The organism is Bradyrhizobium sp. CCBAU 51753, assembly GCF_015291565.1.
Taxonomy (GTDB): Bacteria; Pseudomonadota; Alphaproteobacteria; order Rhizobiales; family Xanthobacteraceae; genus Bradyrhizobium; species Bradyrhizobium ivorense.
The window spans coordinates 6,696,449-6,715,599 of the sequence record NZ_CP030037.1 but is presented as its reverse complement, the minus strand read 5'-3'; the positions used below and the strand labels follow the sequence as shown (position 1 = coordinate 6,715,599).

Genomic DNA, 19,151 nt, shown 5'->3' with positions numbered 1-19,151 from the left:
CGCAGCCGATGCTCGCCTCGATCCTTGCCTCCGGCCTCGCGGCGGGCGCGATCTACGCGCTGGTCGGCGTCACCTACAACACGATGTTCTCGACCTCGCGGGTGATGAGCTTTACCGCCGGCCAGCTCGCGATGCTGGGCGGCGTGTTCGGCTCGATGTTCACGCTGAAGCTCGGTCTGCCCATTGCCGTGGGCTTCGTGCTGACGCTGCTGTGCTGCGCCATCATCGGCATCATCACCGAGTTCGTCGCGGTGCGGCCGGTGCTGAAAAGCCTCGACCAGCACCTCTACGTGCTCTCGACCCTGGCGGTCGCGCTGATGATCCAGCAGATCGCCGCGATCAAATGGGGCACCGAGCCGCAGCCGTTTCCGCGCATCACAGGACTGGGCGAGGGCGTGCTGGACGAAAAGTTCTGGCTGCCGGTGGTGGCCTGCGCCATCACGATCATCGGCCTCGAATATCTCTACCGCCGCACGCTGGTCGGCCGCGCCTTCGTCGCGATCGCCGAGGACAATTTTGCCGCGCGGGCGCTCGGCCTGCCCGAACGCAATCTGCGCGTTGCGAGCTATGCGCTGGCCGGCGTGGTCGGCGGCATTGCCGGATATTCCGGCGGACAGCTGCTGCTCGCCTTCTTCGCCAATGGCGCGCTGCTGAACTTCTACGGCTTCGTGCCGGTGGCGCTCGGCGGGCTCGGCAACAATCGCGGCGCGATTATCGGCGGGCTGGCGCTCGGCCTGTTCCAGCAGGCCGCGAACTTCCTGGTCGGCGGCATCTTCTCCTCGGTCGCGGTGTTCACGCTGTTCATCGTGGTGCTGCTCGCCGCGCCGCAGGGTCTGTTCGGCGCCTCGACCGCGCGGAGGGTGTGATGACCGCGGTCACCGACACTCCGTCCCGAACCGATAGCGGCGCCTGGCGCGCCGTGCTGCCGCATGTCGCACCGTTCCTCGGCATCCTCGCGGCGGCATTTTTGCTGCCGTTCGTCAGCAACGACTATTGGGTGCTGATCGGCACCCGCGCGGCGATCTACTGGGTGCTGGTCTCCGGCCTCAATCTGGTGGTCGGCTTCGCCGGCCATCTCGCGATCGGCTATGTCGCGCTGCTGACGCTCGGTGCCTACACGACCAGCGTGCTGGTCGCCGGCAATGTGATGCCGGCCATTCCGGTATTCGCGGCCTTGCCGATCGCGGGCTGCATCGGCGCGATCTTCGGCGTCATCGTCGGCCTGCCGGCGCTGCGGCTGCGCACCTTCTATTTTGCGATGTCGACATTGGGCTTTGCCACCATCGTGACCCAGATCGCGCTGGCCTGGCAGAGCGTCACCGGCGGCGGCATCGGCATTGCGGGGCCTGAATTCCCCGAACCGTTTAACACGCCATGGGGTTTTTACGGTCTCTGCATCGCATTCGCCGCCGTGACGACCTGGATGAGCGCCAACGTCGCGCGCAGCCGGTTTGGCCGCGCCCTGATTGCGGTGCGCGACGCTGAAGTGGCCGCCGAAGCCAGCGGCATTTCCAAGCCAAGGATGCTGGTCGCGATCTTCCTGTTCGCCGGTGCGCTCGCGGCCATCGCAGGCGGCCTGTTCGCGACCCTGCAGACCTACATCACGCCCGATGCCTTCACCTTCGATCTCTCGGTGCTGTTCTTCATCGCGATCCTGATCGGCGGCCGCGGCTCGATCCTCGGGCCGCTGCTCGGCACCATCATCCTCACCATCCTGCCGGAGATCGCAGCACCGCTCGCGGCGTGGTCGACCTTCCTCTACGCGGTGCTGCTGTTGCTGATCGTGCTGGTGATGCCGGGCGGCATCGCGGCGCTGCTCGACTTCCGCAACCGCCGCCCGCTTGCCAGCAACCGCGCCATCGTGCCGCGCCCCGCCGCGCTTGCCGACATCGTGCGGCGGCGCGCCGGTGGCAAGACGCTGCAGCTGCGCGGCATCGCGCTCAGCTTCGGCAATGTGAAGGCGATCGACGGCCTCGATCTCGACGTCGCGCCCGGCCAGATCCACGGCCTGATCGGCCCGAACGGCAGCGGCAAGACCACGACGCTCAACGTGATCTCGGGCTACTACGCCGCGAAGGCCGGCACCATGACGCTCGGCGGCGCGGCGCTGCCCGCGGGTCAGCCGGTGCTGCGCGCGGCGCGCGGCATCGCCCGCACTTTTCAGACGCCGCGGGTGATCGGCGAAGCCTCGGTGCTGCAGAACGTCATGATCGGCGGCTCGATCGAGGGCACGGCGCTGTTCCTGGAGGCGATGCTGGCGCTGCCGCGCAACGGCGCGGACGAGCGTCTGCTGGCCGAGAAGGCGCGCGCGCTACTTGGCGTGGTCGGCCTGGAGAACCTTGCCGAGGTCCGTGCCGACCGGCTGCAGCACAGCGAACTGCGCTTCATCGAGATCGCACGCGCCTTGATGCTCGATCCGGATTTCCTGCTGCTCGACGAGCCTGCGGCGGGCCTCTCCAACGACGAGATCGAGCGGCTGGCTGCGCTGATCAAGGCGGTGTGCGACCGCGGCACCGGCGTGCTGCTGGTCGAGCATCATGCCGACCTGATCTTCGACATCTGCCACCAGGTCACCGTGCTGAACCTCGGCCGCACGCTGGCGGCGGGCACGCCGGCGGAAATCCGCGTCCACAAGGAGGTCGTCAGTGCCTATCTCGGCGGCTGAATCCCTGCTCGCGGTGAGCGCGCTGCAGTCCGGCTACGGCAAGATCCGCGTGTTGCACGGCATCGACATCAGGATCGCAGCCGGCGAGGTGGTGGCGCTGCTCGGCCCCAACGGCGCCGGCAAGACCACGCTATTGCGCGCGATGTCGGGACTGTTGCCGGTCAGCGCCGGCCAGGTCCGCTTCGACGGCCGCGACATGACCAACGCCACGCCGCGCGATGCCGCGCGCGCCGGCCTCGTCCATGTGATCGAGGGCCATCGCGTGTTCACGCAAATCAGCGTCACCGACAATCTGCTGCTCGCCGGCTACGACCTGCCGCGGGCCGAGCGCGCGTCGCGCGTCGAGGAGGCGCTGTCGTTCTTCCCGGAGATTGCCGAGAAGCGTCACGAGCGCGGCGGCGCGCTGTCGGGCGGGCAGCAGCAGATGCTGACGGTAGCGCAGGGCCTGGTGCGCCGGCCGCGACTGTTGATGCTGGACGAGCCGTCCGCGGGTCTCTCGCCGGTGCTGGTCGACCGTGTTCTCACCGTCGTGCGCCGGCTGCGCGAGCAGGGCACGTCGGTGCTGCTGGTCGAGCAATTGCTGGAAAAGGCGCTGGCATGCGCTGATAGGGTCTACGCGCTGGTGCAGGGCGCAATCGCGCTGGAGGCACCGACCAGCGAAAGCGATCTGCCACACCGGCTGGAGCGCGCCTATTTCGGCCACGAAAGCCATGCGCTGGGCTAGAGCGTTTTCGAGCGAAGTGGATACCGGTTCGCGTGAAGAAAACGCGTCAGAACAAGAATCTAGAGCTCCGTTCCGATTCCATCGGAACGGAAATAGCTCTAGGGCGGTGGCAAATTGCCCCCGCCGCGCTCGGCGATTTCCCCGGGAGTGCCCGGGATGTTGGACGGTGAGAGCGGCGTGGTGTCGACGAACAACCGAGCCAATTGTGGTGCCGCGGTGCTTGTTCCTTCGAGCCTGAATACCGAGCCGCTGCGGTTGCCGCCGGCGCGGATGCCTTGGAGGGCGCAGGATTCATCGCCTGGCAGGACGTAGTCGGGCCCGAGGCGCGGGCCTCCGCGCGCCGGACCTGCGGAGGAGTACGGTGCCTTGCGGCCATTCGAAAGGATGTAGCTGCCGGCAACGTGGATTCTCCGAACCTTCTCCGTCGCGATGCCGTTGAGGGTACCCCTGCGGTGGATCAGAGAACCGTGCTTCTCGAACACACCGTTCGCATAAGTGCAGCCGGCTGAAGCCCCGTGGTCGGCTTCCCAGGCAGCATCCACGAAGTAGGAACGTTTGGCGCCGGTATGCATGCCCATATTGGGATCGCTTCGTGCGACGTAGGCATGGACCTTGGCGTGCGTGTCGACGTACTCGACCTTGACAGTCCAGTCTCCGTGTTCCGCTACAGTCCCGGCTGTTGCGACGGTCGGTTCGACTGCCAGCAGCCACACCGTGCTGCTTCCCCATGCCACCGGTGCGAACACCCCGGTGTACGGTGGAATCGGCACGCCGGGACCGGGAGAGACCGGGCCGCTCGTCGAGCTGAAGACGATTCCGCCGGGCGACGTCAGCGTTACCGTGACATGCGCAGCGTCATGCGTTTGCATCCAGACCTCGGCAAAGCAAAGCACCGTGTTGTCCGGCGGAAGGCGCCACGTCCAGGCGACGCTGTCGGGCATTGTCGCCTCACTTCTGACATAGGCGATGTGCCCCTCGGTGAGGTAGGCATTGCCGGCGGCCAGCGCGATATGGAGCTTCGGCTTGCCCGACGAGCCATCGTATTCGGAGACCAGGTCCCTCAGCGTGTCCTCGAGTTCAGCCGTACCGTCATGCGGTCCCGTGGTCGGTCCATAGCTGATATTGATGACGACCGTCTTCGTCACGTACGGCTTGGTGAACGTCATGATGTAGTCGATCCCATCCTTGACGTACGCCTTGAGCCAGACTCCGGTCGCATCGCGAATGCACTGATCCGCGAATTGTACGAAGACCACGCCGGTCGTCGATGCGGGGTCGGCGTTCGCCTCCCAACTCGGCGGGTTCCGGCCGACAATGCGCGACGAAGTCGGGATGCGCCCGGCGAGTACGTCCATCACATGAGCCCCGTGCGATACCTGCCGCCTCAGGGTCGTGAACTCGGCGTCCGCATAGCAACTATCCTCATCGACGCTCCCGGCACCGGTCCGATGCGACGCCATCCAATCGCTGAGCCCGACGACCGTCGGCGTACCGGCGGTCGAATCGTGCAGAAACTCGATCCCATAGTTGAAGTCGGGCAGAAATCGGCCGAACTGTGCGTTGGTCCCGGCCGGGATCGGCTGTCGGCTCATGGAGCCGTACCAGGGGCCGAGCGTCTGGTTCTGGTCCCAGATGCCGAGCACCCTTGTATCCGTTCCTCCGAGAGTTGTCAGAAATTGAGCCGCCGCGAACGGACAGCCGTCGTCGAGCAGGCCAATCAGATGCTCCGGCGGGTTGGCACGAGAGCGTTCGACGATCTTCCGTGCGAAGGCTCGCTGGTCGGTCGGCACCAGCGGCAACGACAATTCGACCCGGGATACGTTGTCGTTCCAGGCGTCGAACAAGTAGTTCCCGTCGGGTCGCGCGTCCTTGCTCGTGTCCCTGAATGCGTCGGTCACCACGCTCTTGTGCGCGCGCATCGTCGTGTAGAGCGAGTCCCGGTCCACCGGGCTGAATTCGACGGCGTATTTCGGATCGGCGACGGCCTTCTTGAAGGCGTTTGCCCGGTCGAGGCTCCTGAACTCCACGAGCAGGAAGACCCGAAAGGTCTTCTCGTCGAACGACGCAAAATTCTTGAAGTCGCTCGCGATGGCGTAGCGCAGATATGGATCGAAGCAGTTCGGCCGATCGTACATGGAGAATTCTCCACTCGGATGATTGCGCTCGGGCGTTCCTCAAGGGTAGGGGAATCTCGTTTGCCATTCCGCCTGGGCCGCGGCCCACAGGTGCTGCATCAAGAGAGACTGCTGGATGTTGACTCCCGTGGACGTCGAATAGAGCTTGCCGGCGCCAAGATCCTGATCCGAGCTGAACGGATTGAAGTCCGTGCTCGCGTGATGATCGATCCACGTCGCGTTGAATGTCCGGATCGTTGATGCGGTCGAGCCCGATCTCGTCGTGGTGCCGAGGCATCGGCCGACGAAGTACTCGCCGAGTGCAACCCCGAGCATTCGTCCCGCCATGCTGTCGACGGGAAAATGAACGCCGGCAACGGTGCGGTTGACGGCGATGCGCGCGGCCTGGCGATCGAGCTGATCCTTGATCTTGTCATATCCTGTAGTGCCGCCGCGATCCAGGAACAACAGTTGCTTCAGCATGTAGGCGACGGCATGGGCCTGGGTGGAGTGCCCGCTGGGGAAACTGCCGTGCCCCGGCGTCGTGATCATGGGCTGGACTTCCGCGTTGTACTCGACGGGACGCCAGCACGCCAGCGCATGCTTGAAGCGCATCTCCACATACACGCAGAACTGCAACACGATGTTGATCAGTTCGAAGGTGCGCTTGGTGCGGTCCGGATGCATGTAGATGATCGACGACCAGAAGGCGTATTGCGGATCGATCTGCGCCATGATCTCGGTCGCGCGTTCGTCACGCAGCTCGGCCCAGCTCAGCACGATCGGAAGCTGCGCAACGAAGGTTGCCTGGTTCGGTCTTTCGATCGCGGCAATGACGAACGGGGAAGCGGTCGTCGACGAGGCGGCGGACTGCGACGACTGCACCTGGAAGCCGTTGCCTGTTGTCGTCGGTGCGAAGCTGATGCCTTGCAGCATCTCGCCGATCGCCGTGTAGGCGCGGACCCATGGCTCCCAGCGCTCCAACTGCGCAGCGTCTTCTATCGAAGGCAGTCCCGGTGCATAGGTGTTGAATTCGGGAACGATGGTCCCCTCGCGGCTCTGGATGAGCGCGTCGACCATGATCGAATTTGCATAGGCATCGGCCATGGTGCCGAGGAACGAGCCTCCCGCGCCGCCGGCCCCGCCAGCTCCTCCGGCTCCACCAGCGCCTCCGGCTCCTCCGGCGCCGCCGGCGCCACCGGCCCCGCCCGCGCCACCTGCACCTCCAGCACCGCCTAGCTGAGCCATTGCTGCCTCCTCATGATCAATATGCTTGGGTAAAATCAGCCCGTCGTCGGTAAGCCCGCGATTTCAAGGCAGCGCGCCCATTGCCTGCCGGTTTCGAGTTGTGCATTCGGAATGCGTGCGATGTATCTCTGGACGGTCAACGCCGGTTCCAGCCTGCGCATACCGGCCAACGCTGCGCGCGCCCCGTCGATTCGGTCCTGCAGCACAAGCGCAATTGTCAGCACCCTCCAGGTCGAGGGATGCATGCGATTGAGGCTCAGCGACGAACGCGCCAGTCGCTCGGCTTCCTGATAGTTGTGCGCGGATAGTTCGGCGGTGGCACCGAGCGATTCGAAGTAGTAGCGCTGAGGATCGAGCGGCGAGAGCTGCAATGCCCGCCGGGTCGCCTCGACGGCGGCTTGCCCCCGCCCGTTGAACGCATCCACCGTGCCGCGGTACAGCCAGCCGAGCGCGTGGCTCGGGTTCGCTTCGACGGCCTGATCGCATCGCTCGCGGGCGGCGTCGAGATCTTTCAGCAGATGGCAGTGAACGAATCCTTCGGTCGCCAGTGCAAGCGCATCGGAGGGATCGCGATCCAGTGCCGCGTGCGTCGCGTTCAGTGCTTCGGTTGCTTCGCGCTTGCGGTCTTCCGACCACCCGCGTGTGACACGCAAAATGAACCAGTTGGCGAGCCAGGCGCGCGGCGCCGCAATCCGGCTGTGCCGGTTGATCAGTTCGTCGAGGATCTTGCGGGTTTGGAGAAACTCGTCCTTGCCGGAGCAATGCATCAACCGGATGCTGCCAAGCAGCAGCGAATAGCTTTCCAGTGTCGGCAGCGGCTGGGTCAGGACGTGTTCGACCTCGGCGTCGAAGACCGCCAGATGTGCGGCACTGGCGATCCTTTGCGCGAGCTCGCTGTCGGGCTGCAGGAGATCCGCAACGGTTCCGCGAATGCGGTCGGTCCAAACCACGCGGTTGGTGCGCGCGGCCGAAAGTTCTGCGGTCACCATCACCTCACCGGCATCCACAACATAACCACCGCTCAGGATGTAGGTGGCACCGAGATAAGCGGAGACTTCGGCAACGTCGTTCACCCGTCCGCGAAACACATTCGTGGACAGACGTGAGATCACCTTCAAATTCGGCGTCTTGGACAATCGCCAGATCACGCTGTCCGCGATCAGGTTGCCGACGTCGAAATGTTCGTGGGTGTCACGGCGCGCGTTGAAGGGGATGATGGCGATCGTTGGTTCCATGGGAGTGCCGTAATCGCGCCGGGCGGCGAGGCTCGGATATGGACCCGCCGGACCGACGCGATAGGCGCGAACCGGCTTGTCAAAATGTTTGAGTACGCATTCGCCCATGTCCTCGCATATTGCATCCACGCCATGCGTCAGCTCATCGCGCGCGGATGCGCTGCCAATGGTCTCGCCCGGCTCCGCCAGGCTTGCCAGCCCGGCGGCCAATTGTTCGTGCACCGACGCGCTGGCAATGGTCTCACCGGGTCCTGCCAGCGTTGCCAGCCGGGCTGCCAAGTTCACGCCCGTTCCATAGATATCCACGCCGTCGGTCCAGGCGATGGCGGAGTTGATCCCGGCACGGAGGTGGAAGCGGCGGTCTTCGGGTATCGTCGCGTTTTGCGCAGCGAGTGCGCGATGCATTTCCGCGGCCGCGGCCACGGCATCAGACACGGTCTCGAACCGCACCATCAATCCGTCGCCAAGGCTCTTGACCAGAACGCCGTGATGGCGACGCAAAATCTGCGTGGTTACGGTGTGGACGAAGCTTGTCCAGCGGCGCACAGTTTCGGCTTCATGCTCGCGCATGAGCCGCACTGATTCCACGAGGTCGACCAGCAGGACGACCGCCTGTTGTCGCACAAGACCGCCGTCCGCGATCGGACGACCGGACAGCGCATCTTGCGCGTGGTTCTCGTCATCTTCGTCCACCCCATAGGGCGCGGATGGCCCGCCGTCGCCATTCCGGCTTGGGCCTGTTGGCGACTGAGCCGAGCAGGTCGAATGCACCAAAACCTCCCAAGGCTCATGTTACGGGAGAATTTCCAACCGATCCGCCGATCCAGGCTCCTGACTATGATCCAGGCTCCTGACTATTATGCCATTTTTCCTGAGGAGAGGTTGTGATCAATTTCACAGCGACCGGTATTTCATGCTCTATAGGGCGTTAAGTACCAGCCGTGTCATTGAACCAGCACCGCGGCATCTTGTCACCGATCGCGGAATGAAAGAATTCCATGCGTCTCCCCTTCTACGGCTGGATCATCGTCGCGGTGACCTTCGTCACCATGGCGATCGGCGTCAACGCGCGCACCGCGTTCTCGCTGTTCTATCCGCCGATCATCACCGAGTTCGGCTGGGAGCGCGGCGTCACCGCCGGCGCGTTCTCGTTCGGCTTCGTGGCGTCGGCGATCGCGAGCCCGCTGATCGGGCGGCTGATGGACCGCAGCGGTCCGCGCGCGGTGATGGAGCTTGGCGTGCTGCTGATGGGATCTGGGCTGCTGCTGGCGCCGCTGACCACGCAGCCCTGGCACCTTTACCTCACGATCGGCGTGCTGGTCGGCTCCGGCAGCGTCTGCCTCGGCTATTCCGGCCAATCGCTGTTCGTGCCGAACTGGTTCATCCGCCGCCGTGGCCTTGCAATTGGACTAGCCTTTGCCGGCGTCGGCATTGGCTCGGTGACGCTGCTGCCGTGGGTGCAGCACATGATCGAGCAGACCGGCTGGCGCACCGCCTGCACCGCGATGGGGATCATGGTGCTGGTCGTGCTCGCGCCGATCAATCTGTTGCTGCGCAAGCGGCCGGAGGACATCGGCTTGCGGCCGGACGGCGATGCCGCGCCGACGGCGGCCTCGGCGAAGCCGGCCTCGAACATCGTCGATCCGGTCTGGGCCGGCACCGACTGGACGCTGCCGCGCGCGCTGCGCACCGCGCGGTTCTGGTGGATCGCGGTCGGCTATTTCTGCGGCCTGTACATCTGGTACGCGGTGCAGGTGCACCAGACCAAATTCCTGCTCGACATCGGCTTCAGCTCCAATGTCGGCGTCTGGGCGCTCGGCGTCGTCAGCTTGCTCGGCATTCCCGGCCAGATCTGGCTCGGGCATCTCTCCGACCGGATCGGCCGCGAATGGGTGTGGGCGATCTCCTGCTTCGGCTTCGTCATCTGCTTTGCGGCGCTGGTGGCGCTGCGATACTGGCCGGCGATGCCGCTGGTCTGGCTGATGGTGCTGACCCAGGGCGCGCTCGGCTACGGCCTCACCTCGGTGATGGGACCGGTCGTGCTGGAGATTTTTCAGGGCAAGCATTACGGCAGCATCTTCGGCACCGTGATGCTGGCCGCGCTTGCCGGCGGCGCCGCCGGGCCGTGGTTGACGGGACAGCTCTACGATCTCACCGGCAGCTACACGGCTGCATTCGTGCTCGGCATCGCGGCCAGCCTGCTGTCGGCGTTCGCGATCTGGCAGGCCTCGCCCGGCAAGGTCCGCGCCGTCGCCGGACAGATGCACAAGATCGCAAGCGCCCCTGATCTCAGGCCGACGCGACGCCGATCGCGCGGTGTAGATCGGTGATGGCGCGCAGAAAACTGTCCGCCGGCGTGGTCTCCGGGTCGATCAGGCGGTGCAGCCGAAATCCGTCCTCCAGCGCCAGCACGACCGCGCCGGTCCATTCCGGGTCGAGCGCGTTGTTGCGGCCGCCATTCTTCGCCGTGGCGGTGACGATATCCGTGATCAGCTTGCGCCGCGCGCGCAGCCGCTTGGCCAGTTCGGGCCGGCGCTTCTCGGCGCGCGCCACGAACAGGATCATCTCCATGTGCAGCAGTGGCGAGCGGCCGAGCGGATCCTGCCGGCTGCGATCCATGGTGCGGAGCGCTTCGAGAAAATCGGCGAGATTCTGGTGCTGGGCGAGCAAATCGAGACATCGCCTGACCGATTGCTCGACGTGATCCTCGAGCATCGCGAAGATCAACTCGTCCTTGCTGGTGAAGTTCGAATAGAACGCGCCGCGGGTGAAGCCGGCCGCGGCCGCGATCGCCTCGATGCTGGCGCCGCCGATACCCTGTTCCTCGAACACCCGCGCCGCTGCCTCGAACAACTTCTCGCGGGTGTCGTCGCGTGTTGGTCTGGTTCGAACCCTTGACATCGGCGCAGTTTAGGGCACAATGCAACTCGATACAAGAGTGTATCGAATTGCATTTCAGCGAAACCAGAATATCCGGCCAAAGCCGCCGGCCCGAGGGATGACACCAAGGCGCGTCACGGTGCAGGCACCCGGCGCAGCGAGCGAACGAGGTCACCATGAACGAGCATGTTCAGTCGACAGGCAGCGAGCCGCTTTTCAATCCGCTGGCGCCCGAATACATCCGCAATCCCTATCCGTATTACGAGCGGTTGCGCACCATGGACCCGGTGCACCTCAATGTGCACGGCGCCTTCGTCGCCAGCCGTCACGCCGAGGTCAGCCTGGTGATGCGCGACAAGCGCTTCGGCAAGGATTTTTCCGAGCGCACCATTCGCCGCTACGGCCCCAAGATCATGGAGGAGCCGGCGTTCCGCAGCATGAGCCACTGGATGCTGCAGCAGGATCCGCCCGATCACACCCGCCTGCGCGGCCTCGTCGTCAAGGCCTTCACCGCGCGCCGGGTCGAGGACATGCGTCCGCGCATCCAGCAGGTGGTCGACGAGACGCTCGACCGCATCATTCCGCAGGGAAAGATGGACCTGATCGAGGATTTCGCCTTTCGTCTGCCGGTCACGATCATCTGCGACATGCTCGGGATTCCCGAGGAGCACCGCGAGGCCTTCTACAACGGCTCCCGCGACGGCGGACGCCTGCTCGATCCGGTGCCGCTGTCGCCCGAGGAGATCAAGCAGGCCAATGCCGGGAACGTGATGGCGGCGATGTATTTCCACCAACTGTTCGAGCTGCGCCGCAAGCAGCCGGGCGATGACCTCACCACGCAGCTGGTGCAGGCCGAGGAGAATGGTCACAAGCTCACCAACGAGGAGCTCACCGCCAACATCATCCTGCTGTTCGGCGCCGGCCACGAGACGACCGTGAACCTGATCGGCAACGGCCTGCTGGCGCTCCATCGCAACCCGGATCAGCTGGCGCTGCTCAAGGCCAATCCCGGCCTGATCACCAACGCCATCGAGGAGTTCCTGCGCTATGATTCCTCGGTGCAGGCGACCGGCCGAGTCGCGCTGGAGGACATCGAGGATCTCGGCGGCAAGCGGATTCCGAAGGGCGAAACCGTGCTGTGTCTGCTCGGCTCGGCCAATCACGACCCCGCAGTGTATCCCGACCACCCCGAGAAACTCGACATCCGGCGGCCGAACGTGAAGCCACTGTCGTTCGGCGGCGGCATCCATTTCTGCCTCGGCGCCCAGCTGGCGCGGATCGAGGCCGAGATCGCGATCTCGACCCTGCTGCGCCGGATCCCGGACCTGCGGCTCGATGACGCGGAAAATCCCGAGTGGCGGCCGACCTTCGTGCTGCGCGGCCTGAAGAGCTTGCCCGCCAGCTGGTGATCTCCCGGAGTTGCGGCGGGCAGCGTTCCCGCGCGCTCACGGGGAAAACCGGTGTCCAGCCTGAAGTTACAGCGGGAAAGTCGCTGTGACTTCGCCATACTTGTCTCTATATATTGAGCTGCTCCGGCCAAAGGTTTGCCAAGGTTCAGCGTGAGGCGGCTGCCGCGGAGCGGGCTCAAAGGGAGACACCGTGCAGACGACGCTGCTCGGCCTGGCAATCGCATTCATTCTTGCACTGGTGGCCGCGCTGGTCGGTCCGTATTTCGTCGACTGGAACCAGTTCAGGCCGCAGTTCGAGGCAGAGGCGACGAGGATCATCGGCGCGCCGGTTCGTGTCGCCGGCAACCTCGATGCGCGCCTGCTGCCGGCGCCCTGGCTGCGGCTGAAGACCGTCACCATCGGCGGCGCTAACGACCTCGGCAAGGTCCGCGCCGCCAATCTCGACGTCGAGTTCAGCCTCGGCTCGCTGATGCGCGGCGAGTGGCGCGCGACCGAGCTCACCATCAACGGCGTGTCGCTCGATCTCGGGCTCGATCCGAAGGGGCGGGTCGACTGGCCGGTGTCGAGCGGGGCCCTCAGCCTGGCGTCGCTGGCGATCGACCGCCTCAACCTGACCGGCCGCGTCGCGCTGCACGATGCGGCGAGCCGCAGCACGCTCGAGCTGAACGACATCGCCTTCAGCGGCGATGTCCGCTCGCTCGCCGGCGCGATCCGCGGCGACGGCAATTTCATGATGGGCGGCAATCGCTACCCGTTTCGGATCTCCTCGGGGCAGGGCGCTGATAGCAACGGCACCCGTGTGCATTTCTCCGTCGATCCCGGCCAGCGGCCGGTGTCGGCCGATCTCGACGGCGTCCTGAGCTTCGAGAACCGCGCGCCGCGCTTCGAGGGGAACGTGACGCTGGCGGGCCTGCCTGGCCAGCGCGGCGGCAGCGATGCGCCGCCATGGCGGATTGCCGCCAAGGTGAAATCGGACGCCGCGGCGGCGCGCCTCGACCAGGTCGAGCTGAGCTATGGCGCCGAGGACCGCGCCCTCAAGCTTGCCGGCAGCGGCGATATCCGTTTCGGCGCGACGCCGCTGCTGCGCGCCTCGCTCTCGGCCCGGCAGCTCGATGCCGACAGGTTCGCCGCCAAGGACACGGGTAAGGATACCGGCAAGGACGGCAATATCGAGCCGGCGAAGGTGTTGCCGGCGCTGCGCGCGGTGTTGTCGGGCCTTCCGCAAAGCCCGATCGCGGCGCAGATCGAACTGGCCGCAGAGCAGATCATGCTCGGCGGCCGTCCGCTGCAGGACATCGCGGCCGAGCTGCAGACCGATGCAAAATCCTGGACGGTGCGCCGGCTGGACTTTCGTGCGCCGGGCTCGACGCGGGTGTCGATGAGCGGCGCCAGCGCGCAGGCGGGAGTGGCCGACAGCTTCAAGACCGCGCTCAACATCGAATCGACGGATCCCGATGCGCTGATGAACTGGCTGGAGGGGCGCGGCGACGCCGCCTATCGCAGCCAGAAGCCGCTGCGGCTGCGCGGCGACGTCGCGGTGTCGCCGGCAGGCTTTGCGATCGATGCCATGAAGGCGGAGCTCGAGGGCGGCACGCTCGAAGGCCGTGTCGCGGTCTCGCACCGCGCGGCGAGCAAGGGATCGAAGATCGAGGCGCAGCTGAAGGCGGAGCGGCTCGATCTCGATGCGACCACGGCATTCATCCGCTCGCTGGCCGGCCCGCAGGGCGAATGGCCCGACGAGATGCAGCTGTCGCTCGATGTCGGCCGCGCGATCTCCGCAGGCCAGGAATTGCGGCCGCTGCAGGCGAAGATTGCCTATGGGCCGAGCAGCATCGTGGTCGAGCGCGTCAGGATCGGCCAGCCCGACAATGTCACGCTTGACGGCAGCGGCACCTTCGACCGCGGCAACGCGACCGGCAAATTGACGATCGATGCGACCGCCGCCTCGCTCGGCCGGTTCGCTGCGATCGTGCAGCCGTTCGCGCCGTCGGCTGCCGCGCGGCTCGGCGTGCTGCAGGCCGATGCCGGCCCTGTCAAAGCCAAGCTGGCGCTCGAGCTCGGCAAGGGCAAGGCGGCCGACCGCACCGCCGCACAGGCGACGCTCGATCTCGACGCGCCGCAGCTCAAGGGGCGCACGGTGCTGTCGGCGACGCCGCCGGTCGCCGCAATCCGCGCGCTGGATATCGACGCGCTCGGCCGCACCGAGGTCGCCGCGGAGGCAAAGGTCTCGGCGGGCCAGGGCAATGCCCTGCTGGCGCTGCTTGGACTTGATCGGACGATCGCCGCCGGCGCGGGCCCGCTGCAGTTCGAGGGCAGCGTCAATGGCGCGTGGCACGCGCCGCTGCGATTGAAGGCGAAGCTCTGGGGCGGCGGACTAGACGCCGATGCCGAAGGCACCGCGGAGCCGTGGGCGAAGGATGCCAAATCGAGCGTCAGCCTGCGCGTCCGCAGCGCCGACATCACGCCGCTGCTCAATCTGAAACCATCGGATCCGGCCGGAAACATCCGCCTGACGTCGCGCCTGACCCTCGCGGGCGACCGCCTGAGCTTTGACGATCTCGACAGCATCGTGGCCGGCTCGCGGCTGCGCGGCCGGCTTGCGGTGACGCTTGCTGACCAGAAGAGCGTCGAGGGTGAGATCGGCCTCGACCAGATTTCGCTGGCGCCGGTCTTTGCGGCCGCGATCGGGGCTGCGGGCCATGATGCGAAGGAGCCGCTCGGCGCCGGCCTGACCGGCGGCTGGCGCGGCAAGGTCACCTTCGAGGCGCTGCGCGGCCTGTTGCCGGGCGGCGCCGAGCTGCAGCCGGTGAGCGGCACCATCAGGTCCGACGGGCAGGCGGTGACCTTCGACGGCATCAAGGGCAAGATCGGCGGCGGCGAGGCGAGCGCCAGCATCGATGCGCGGCAGGGCGTCAACGGGCTCGCGCTGAACGCCAACCTCCAGCTCTCCGGCGTCGACGGCTCGGCGCTGCGCTATCGCAGTCTCGCGCTGCCAAAGGGGCGCGCGGCGATGCAGATGACGCTGTTGACGCAGGGCCGCAGCGCCTCGGCGCTCGTGGGCGCGCTCTCTGGCAGCGGCACTGTGACGCTGGAGGAGATCAGCCTGCCGGGGCTCGATCCGCGCGCCTTCGACGTCGCGATCCGCGCCAGCGACTCCGGACAGGCGACCGACGACAACCGGCTGCGGCAGATCGTCGAGCCGGCGCTCGCGGGCGGTGCGCTGTCGGTCGCGTCGGCGCAAATCCCGTTCAACATCCGCGACGGCCGCATCCGGGTCGGCGCCACCACGCTCGCGGCTAGCAGCGCCAATATCGTCGTGTCGGGCGGCTACGCCATTCCGGACGACCAGGCCGACATCCGTGTCGCGCTGGCATCGACGCAGATCGGCACCGCGAACAGTCGTCCGGAAATCCAGCTGCTCGCGGTGGGGACGCCGGACGGCCTTTCGCGCAGCGTCGACATCGCGGCGCTGTCGTCGTGGCTTGCGGTGCGTGCGATCGATCGCGAGACCAGGCGGCTCGATGCGATCGAACGCGGCGAGCCGCCGCCTCCGGCGGAGCCGCAGCCTGCGGCGATTCAGCCATCGACTGGGGCCGCCGCACCCGATGCGCCGGTGCCGCCCGGCGAAGTGCCGCTGCCGCGCCGCGCGCCGGCGAAGCCGAAGATTGTGGCACCGCATCCGCCGATCGTGCCGCCGGTGGCGAACGCGCCGGCCGTCGTGCCGTCAGCGCCGCCGGTCGGAAGCCAGCCCCAGCTCGCGCCGTTGCCGCCGCCGATCGACGTCAAGCCGCTGCCGGGCGCAGCCAGACCAAAGCAGCCGCGTCCGCCATTGTCGCTGACGCCGCAGGTCGCCAACCCGCCGCCGCGGCCGGCGATGCAGAACTAGGAATCAGGTTAAGGGGCGTGCAGGCCGCTCAGGCCTGCTGACGCGTATCGACTTGCTGGGAGCGCACCTCCGGCACGGCCGGCGCGGCGCGCGAGCGGAAGTAGTCCAGCACGAAGAGACGGATCGCGGAGGACAGATTGCCCTGCTGGCGATTGCCGTCGATCTCGCCGACCAGCTCCGACAGCGTCATGTTCCGCAGGCCGGAGATTTCCTTCATGCCGTTCCAGAACGCCTCTTCGAGGCTGACGCTGGTCTTGTGTCCGGCGACGACGATCGAACGTTTCACCACGGGAGACTTCATGATGCGTCTCCACCGTCGATGCGATGCTGATCGAGCTGACGCGCATTGCGCTCGGCAACAAATTCATCGCGCGTACGTTCGGACTTCGTGCGACCGAATAGCGCACGGTTGGCTTCGGCCTGCTTCGCTGCTTGTTCGCGCTCACCGCGCTTCTTGAATCGTTTCAAGTTGACCACGTCGCCCATGCTTGTCCCTCATCGTCCCCTGGTCCGAATTGGTGATGCATCGTGACGAAAGCAAGTGTGGTCGCGCTGCGCGCCTGGCTCGGTTTCCATCCAGAATCCCCGTTTGATGCTTGTGATAGCATCAAAGAACTGGTTTCGCTCTGCGAAAACTAGACGTCTGCATGCTGTACCATGCGCCAGCGCAGAGCTGGTAGATGAACGGCCTTAGTCTTTAGGCGTTATGATCCATAATTATATCACGCACGTTGGCCGTAATTGTCCGGATCAATTATCCGGACATTGCGCCGGGCATTCAGCCGGGGTGTGTCATTTTGTCCGGCTGCACCAGACGATCGAATTCATCTGCAGACACGAATCCAAGCCGCAACGCCTCTTCCTTCAACGTGGTGCCGTGCGCATGCGCCGACTTGGCGACCTTGGCCGCGTTGTCGTAGCCGATCTTCGGCGCGAGCGCCGTCACCAGCATCAGCGAGCGCTGCATCAGTTCGCTGATGCGCTTTTCGTCGGCGCGTATGCCGACAACGCAATGCTCGGTGAATGAGCGGACGACGTCGGCCAGCAGCTGAATGGAATTTATCATACAATATGCCAAAACCGGCTTGTACACGTTGAGCTCGAAATGGCCCTGGCTGCCGGCGACCGTGATCGTGGTCTGATTGCCGAACACCTGGCAGCACACCATGGTCATCGCCTCGCACTGCGTCGGATTGACCTTGCCCGGCATGATCGATGAGCCCGGCTCGTTCTCCGGCAGGATCAATTCGCCGAGGCCCGAGCGCGGCCCCGAGCCGAGGAAGCGGATGTCGTTGGCGATCTTGAACAGCCCGGTCGCCACCGAGTTGATCGCGCCGTGCACCAGCACATAGGCGTCGTTCGACGCCAGCGCCTCGAACTTGTTCGCCGCGCTGGTGAACGGCAGCTTGGTGATCTCGGCGACGTGCCTGGCGAAGGCGTCGGCGAATTCCGGCTTCGAGTTGAGGCCGGTGCCGACCGCGGTGCCGCCCTGCGCCAGCGGAAACAGCTCCTTCACCGCGGTCTTGAGCCGCGCGATGCCGCTCTCGACCTGCGCGGCATAGCCGGAGAATTCCTGGCCGAGCGTCAGCGGCGTCGCGTCCTGGGTATGGGTGCGCCCGATCTTCACGATCTTGGCAAATGCCTCCTGCTTGTCGTGCAGCGCCTGGTGCAGCTCGGTGAGCGCCGGGATCAGGTCGGCGATGATCCGCGTCGCCGCGGCGATGTGCATCGCGGTCGGGAATGAATCGTTCGACGACTGGCTCATGTTGACCTGGTCGTTCGGGTGGATCGGCTGCTTGGCGCCGAGCTCGCCGCCGAGCATCTGGTTGGCGCGGTTGGCGATCACCTCGTTGACGTTCATGTTGGTCTGGGTGCCCGAGCCGGTCTGATAGACCACCAGCGGAAAATGATCGTCGAGCTTGCCGTCGATCACTTCCTTTGCAGCGCTGATGATGGCGTCGGCGCGGCGCGCATCGAGCTGGCCGAGTTCGCGATTGGTCTCGGCGGCCGCGAGCTTGACGATGCCGAGCGCGTGGATGATCGCGATCGGCATCCGGTCGTGGCCGATCTTGAAATTCTGCCGTGAGCGCTCGGTCTGCGCGCCCCAGTAGCGGTCGGCGGGCACGTCGATCGGACCGAAGCTGTCGGTCTCGCTGCGGGTGGCGGCGTGGGATGGTGTCGTCGACTGAGCCATCGATGCTCTCCGTTGCGTCATCAGCACGTGATCCGGCAATCGCGCCAGCTTTCCGGCGGCAACGCCAGGCGTCCGCGCCGCGGTCACGTTCAAGCAGAAGATAGTGCGGGACGACGGTCTGTCATCCCGATCTTCGCCGGCATCCTACAGGGTAGGGGAGAGCTCTGCGCTTAGATTATTTCTCGGATCATTTCTTGCGGAAGCGATCGAGCCGCACCACCTCGGCGCCTTCGCTCGGCTTCTCCGGCTCGCCCTCGGTCTCGGCTGCATTGCTCTCGCCGGCAGCGCGGGCCGGCGTCGCTGCGAGCGAGGAGGCCGCCGGCGCAGCCGGCACTTTGGCGGGCGCGGCTTCGGAAAGCGCGTCCGAGACGTCGAACCTGAGGTCGAACGGCGCCGAAGGATCGAGGAAACGCGTCACCGAGGCGAACGGCACGGTCAACCGCTCGGGGATGCCGCCGAACGACAGGCCGACCTCGAACCGGTCCTCGGTCACCACGAGGTCCCAGAACTGGTGCTGCAGGATGATCGTCATCTCCTCCGGATATTGCGCGAGCAGCCGCGACGACAGCTTCACGCCGTCGGCGCCCGACAGGAAGGTGATGTAGAAATGGTGCTCCCCCGGCAGGCCGTGTTCGGCGGCGTCGGCCAGCACCCGGCGCAGCACCCCGCGCAGCGCGTCCCGCGCCAGCACGTCATATCGGATGTGATCGGTCGCCATGGTAATTCCGTCGCTTTCGAAAATGGCCAACATTTCTGAAGGCGCTGCCGGACCCATCCGACTCGCCCCCTGTCTTGG

Annotated in this window: 14 protein-coding genes; 6 read left to right on the top strand and 8 right to left on the bottom strand. The window is 65.8% G+C overall.

Annotated features, from left to right (window positions below; genetic code table 11):
- Positions 1-8 precede the first annotated feature (8 nt).
- From XH93_RS30785 to XH93_RS30775, 3 genes are read left to right on the top strand one after another with little or no spacing between them, the layout of a single operon-like run.
- Entirely contained in the window at positions 9-866 is an 858-nt protein-coding gene (locus XH93_RS30785; RefSeq protein ID WP_139485626.1) for a branched-chain amino acid ABC transporter permease, read from the top strand.
- A complete protein-coding gene (locus XH93_RS30780) occupies positions 866-2,665 on the top strand; it encodes an ATP-binding cassette domain-containing protein (RefSeq protein ID WP_194470337.1) in 1,800 nt (599 codons plus the stop codon). The genes XH93_RS30785 and XH93_RS30780 overlap by 1 nt, the downstream gene beginning before the upstream one ends.
- Positions 2,646-3,389, top strand: a complete 744-nt coding sequence (locus tag XH93_RS30775) for an ABC transporter ATP-binding protein (RefSeq protein ID WP_194470336.1) — start codon at positions 2,646-2,648, stop codon at positions 3,387-3,389. The genes XH93_RS30780 and XH93_RS30775 overlap by 20 nt, the downstream gene beginning before the upstream one ends.
- 98 nt (positions 3,390-3,487) lie before the next feature.
- Here XH93_RS30775 and XH93_RS30770 read toward each other — a convergent pair whose 3' ends face one another.
- From XH93_RS30770 to XH93_RS30760, 3 genes are read right to left on the bottom strand one after another with little or no spacing between them, the layout of a single operon-like run.
- A complete protein-coding gene (locus tag XH93_RS30770; protein ID WP_194470335.1) occupies positions 3,488-5,524 on the bottom strand; it encodes a hypothetical protein in 2,037 nt (678 codons plus the stop codon).
- A gap of 39 nt (positions 5,525-5,563) precedes the next feature.
- Positions 5,564-6,751: a phosphatase PAP2 family protein gene (locus XH93_RS30765; protein WP_194470334.1), complete on the bottom strand. Its 1,188-nt coding sequence runs from the start codon at positions 6,749-6,751 to the stop codon at positions 5,564-5,566.
- A gap of 35 nt (positions 6,752-6,786) precedes the next feature.
- The gene (locus XH93_RS30760) at positions 6,787-8,679 is read right to left on the bottom strand and encodes an adenylate/guanylate cyclase domain-containing protein (protein ID WP_194470333.1); all 1,893 of its coding nucleotides are present in this window, start codon (positions 8,677-8,679) and stop codon (positions 6,787-6,789) included.
- 305 nt (positions 8,680-8,984) lie between these two features.
- Between XH93_RS30760 and XH93_RS30755 the strand changes: the two genes are divergently transcribed.
- Positions 8,985-10,316 carry an MFS transporter gene (locus tag XH93_RS30755; protein ID WP_194470332.1) on the top strand — a complete coding sequence of 444 codons (1,332 nt, stop codon included), beginning with the start codon at positions 8,985-8,987 and terminating at the stop codon, positions 10,314-10,316.
- Here the strand turns inward: XH93_RS30755 and XH93_RS30750 are convergent.
- Positions 10,276-10,887 (bottom strand): TetR/AcrR family transcriptional regulator, encoded by a 612-nt coding sequence (locus XH93_RS30750; protein WP_194470331.1) that lies wholly within the window; start codon positions 10,885-10,887, stop codon positions 10,276-10,278. The genes XH93_RS30755 and XH93_RS30750 overlap by 41 nt on opposite strands.
- Positions 10,888-11,042: 155 nt before the next feature.
- On the opposite strand from XH93_RS30750, the gene XH93_RS30745 reads away from it, so the two are divergent.
- Both XH93_RS30745 and XH93_RS30740 read left to right on the top strand, forming a co-directional pair.
- Positions 11,043-12,275 (top strand): cytochrome P450, encoded by a 1,233-nt coding sequence (locus tag XH93_RS30745; protein ID WP_194470330.1) that lies wholly within the window; start codon positions 11,043-11,045, stop codon positions 12,273-12,275.
- Positions 12,276-12,465: 190 nt separating this feature from the next.
- Positions 12,466-16,161, top strand: coding sequence for an AsmA-like C-terminal region-containing protein (locus tag XH93_RS30740; RefSeq protein WP_194470329.1), 3,696 nt, complete (start codon positions 12,466-12,468; stop codon positions 16,159-16,161).
- Positions 16,162-16,189: 28 nt separating this feature from the next.
- On the opposite strand, the gene XH93_RS30735 is transcribed toward XH93_RS30740, so the two are convergent.
- The 4 genes from XH93_RS30735 to XH93_RS30720 form a co-directional block, all read right to left on the bottom strand.
- Positions 16,190-16,462: a ribbon-helix-helix domain-containing protein gene (locus XH93_RS30735; RefSeq protein ID WP_194470328.1), complete on the bottom strand. Its 273-nt coding sequence runs from the start codon at positions 16,460-16,462 to the stop codon at positions 16,190-16,192.
- Positions 16,459-16,647 carry a DUF4169 family protein gene (locus XH93_RS30730; protein WP_139863004.1) on the bottom strand — a complete coding sequence of 63 codons (189 nt, stop codon included), beginning with the start codon at positions 16,645-16,647 and terminating at the stop codon, positions 16,459-16,461. The genes XH93_RS30735 and XH93_RS30730 overlap by 4 nt, the downstream gene beginning before the upstream one ends.
- Positions 16,648-16,939: 292 nt before the next feature.
- Positions 16,940-18,355 carry a class II fumarate hydratase gene (gene fumC, locus XH93_RS30725; protein ID WP_194470327.1) on the bottom strand — a complete coding sequence of 472 codons (1,416 nt, stop codon included), beginning with the start codon at positions 18,353-18,355 and terminating at the stop codon, positions 16,940-16,942.
- A 187-nt stretch (positions 18,356-18,542) separates the two neighbouring features.
- A complete protein-coding gene (locus XH93_RS30720) occupies positions 18,543-19,073 on the bottom strand; it encodes an SspB family protein (protein ID WP_194470326.1) in 531 nt (176 codons plus the stop codon).
- Positions 19,074-19,151: the final 78 nt, after the last annotated feature.

What these genes read in the sequence shown, in the direction of transcription:
- XH93_RS30770 (WP_194470335.1), bottom strand. Translation starts at nt 5,524, where the DNA reads ATGTACGATCGGCCGAACTGCTTCGATCCATATCTGCGCTACGCCATC.
- XH93_RS30755 (WP_194470332.1), top strand. Translation starts at nt 8,985, where the DNA reads ATGCGTCTCCCCTTCTACGGCTGGATCATCGTCGCGGTGACCTTCGTC.
- XH93_RS30735 (WP_194470328.1), bottom strand. Translation starts at nt 16,462, where the DNA reads ATGAAGTCTCCCGTGGTGAAACGTTCGATCGTCGTCGCCGGACACAAG.
- fumC (WP_194470327.1), bottom strand. Translation starts at nt 18,355, where the DNA reads ATGGCTCAGTCGACGACACCATCCCACGCCGCCACCCGCAGCGAGACC.
- XH93_RS30745 (WP_194470330.1), top strand. Translation starts at nt 11,043, where the DNA reads ATGAACGAGCATGTTCAGTCGACAGGCAGCGAGCCGCTTTTCAATCCG.
- XH93_RS30765 (WP_194470334.1), bottom strand. Translation starts at nt 6,751, where the DNA reads ATGGCTCAGCTAGGCGGTGCTGGAGGTGCAGGTGGCGCGGGCGGGGCC.
- XH93_RS30785 (WP_139485626.1), top strand. Translation starts at nt 9, where the DNA reads ATGCTCGCCTCGATCCTTGCCTCCGGCCTCGCGGCGGGCGCGATCTAC.
- XH93_RS30730 (WP_139863004.1), bottom strand. Translation starts at nt 16,647, where the DNA reads ATGGGCGACGTGGTCAACTTGAAACGATTCAAGAAGCGCGGTGAGCGC.
- XH93_RS30750 (WP_194470331.1), bottom strand. Translation starts at nt 10,887, where the DNA reads ATGTCAAGGGTTCGAACCAGACCAACACGCGACGACACCCGCGAGAAG.
- XH93_RS30780 (WP_194470337.1), top strand. Translation starts at nt 866, where the DNA reads ATGACCGCGGTCACCGACACTCCGTCCCGAACCGATAGCGGCGCCTGG.
- XH93_RS30720 (WP_194470326.1), bottom strand. Translation starts at nt 19,073, where the DNA reads ATGGCGACCGATCACATCCGATATGACGTGCTGGCGCGGGACGCGCTG.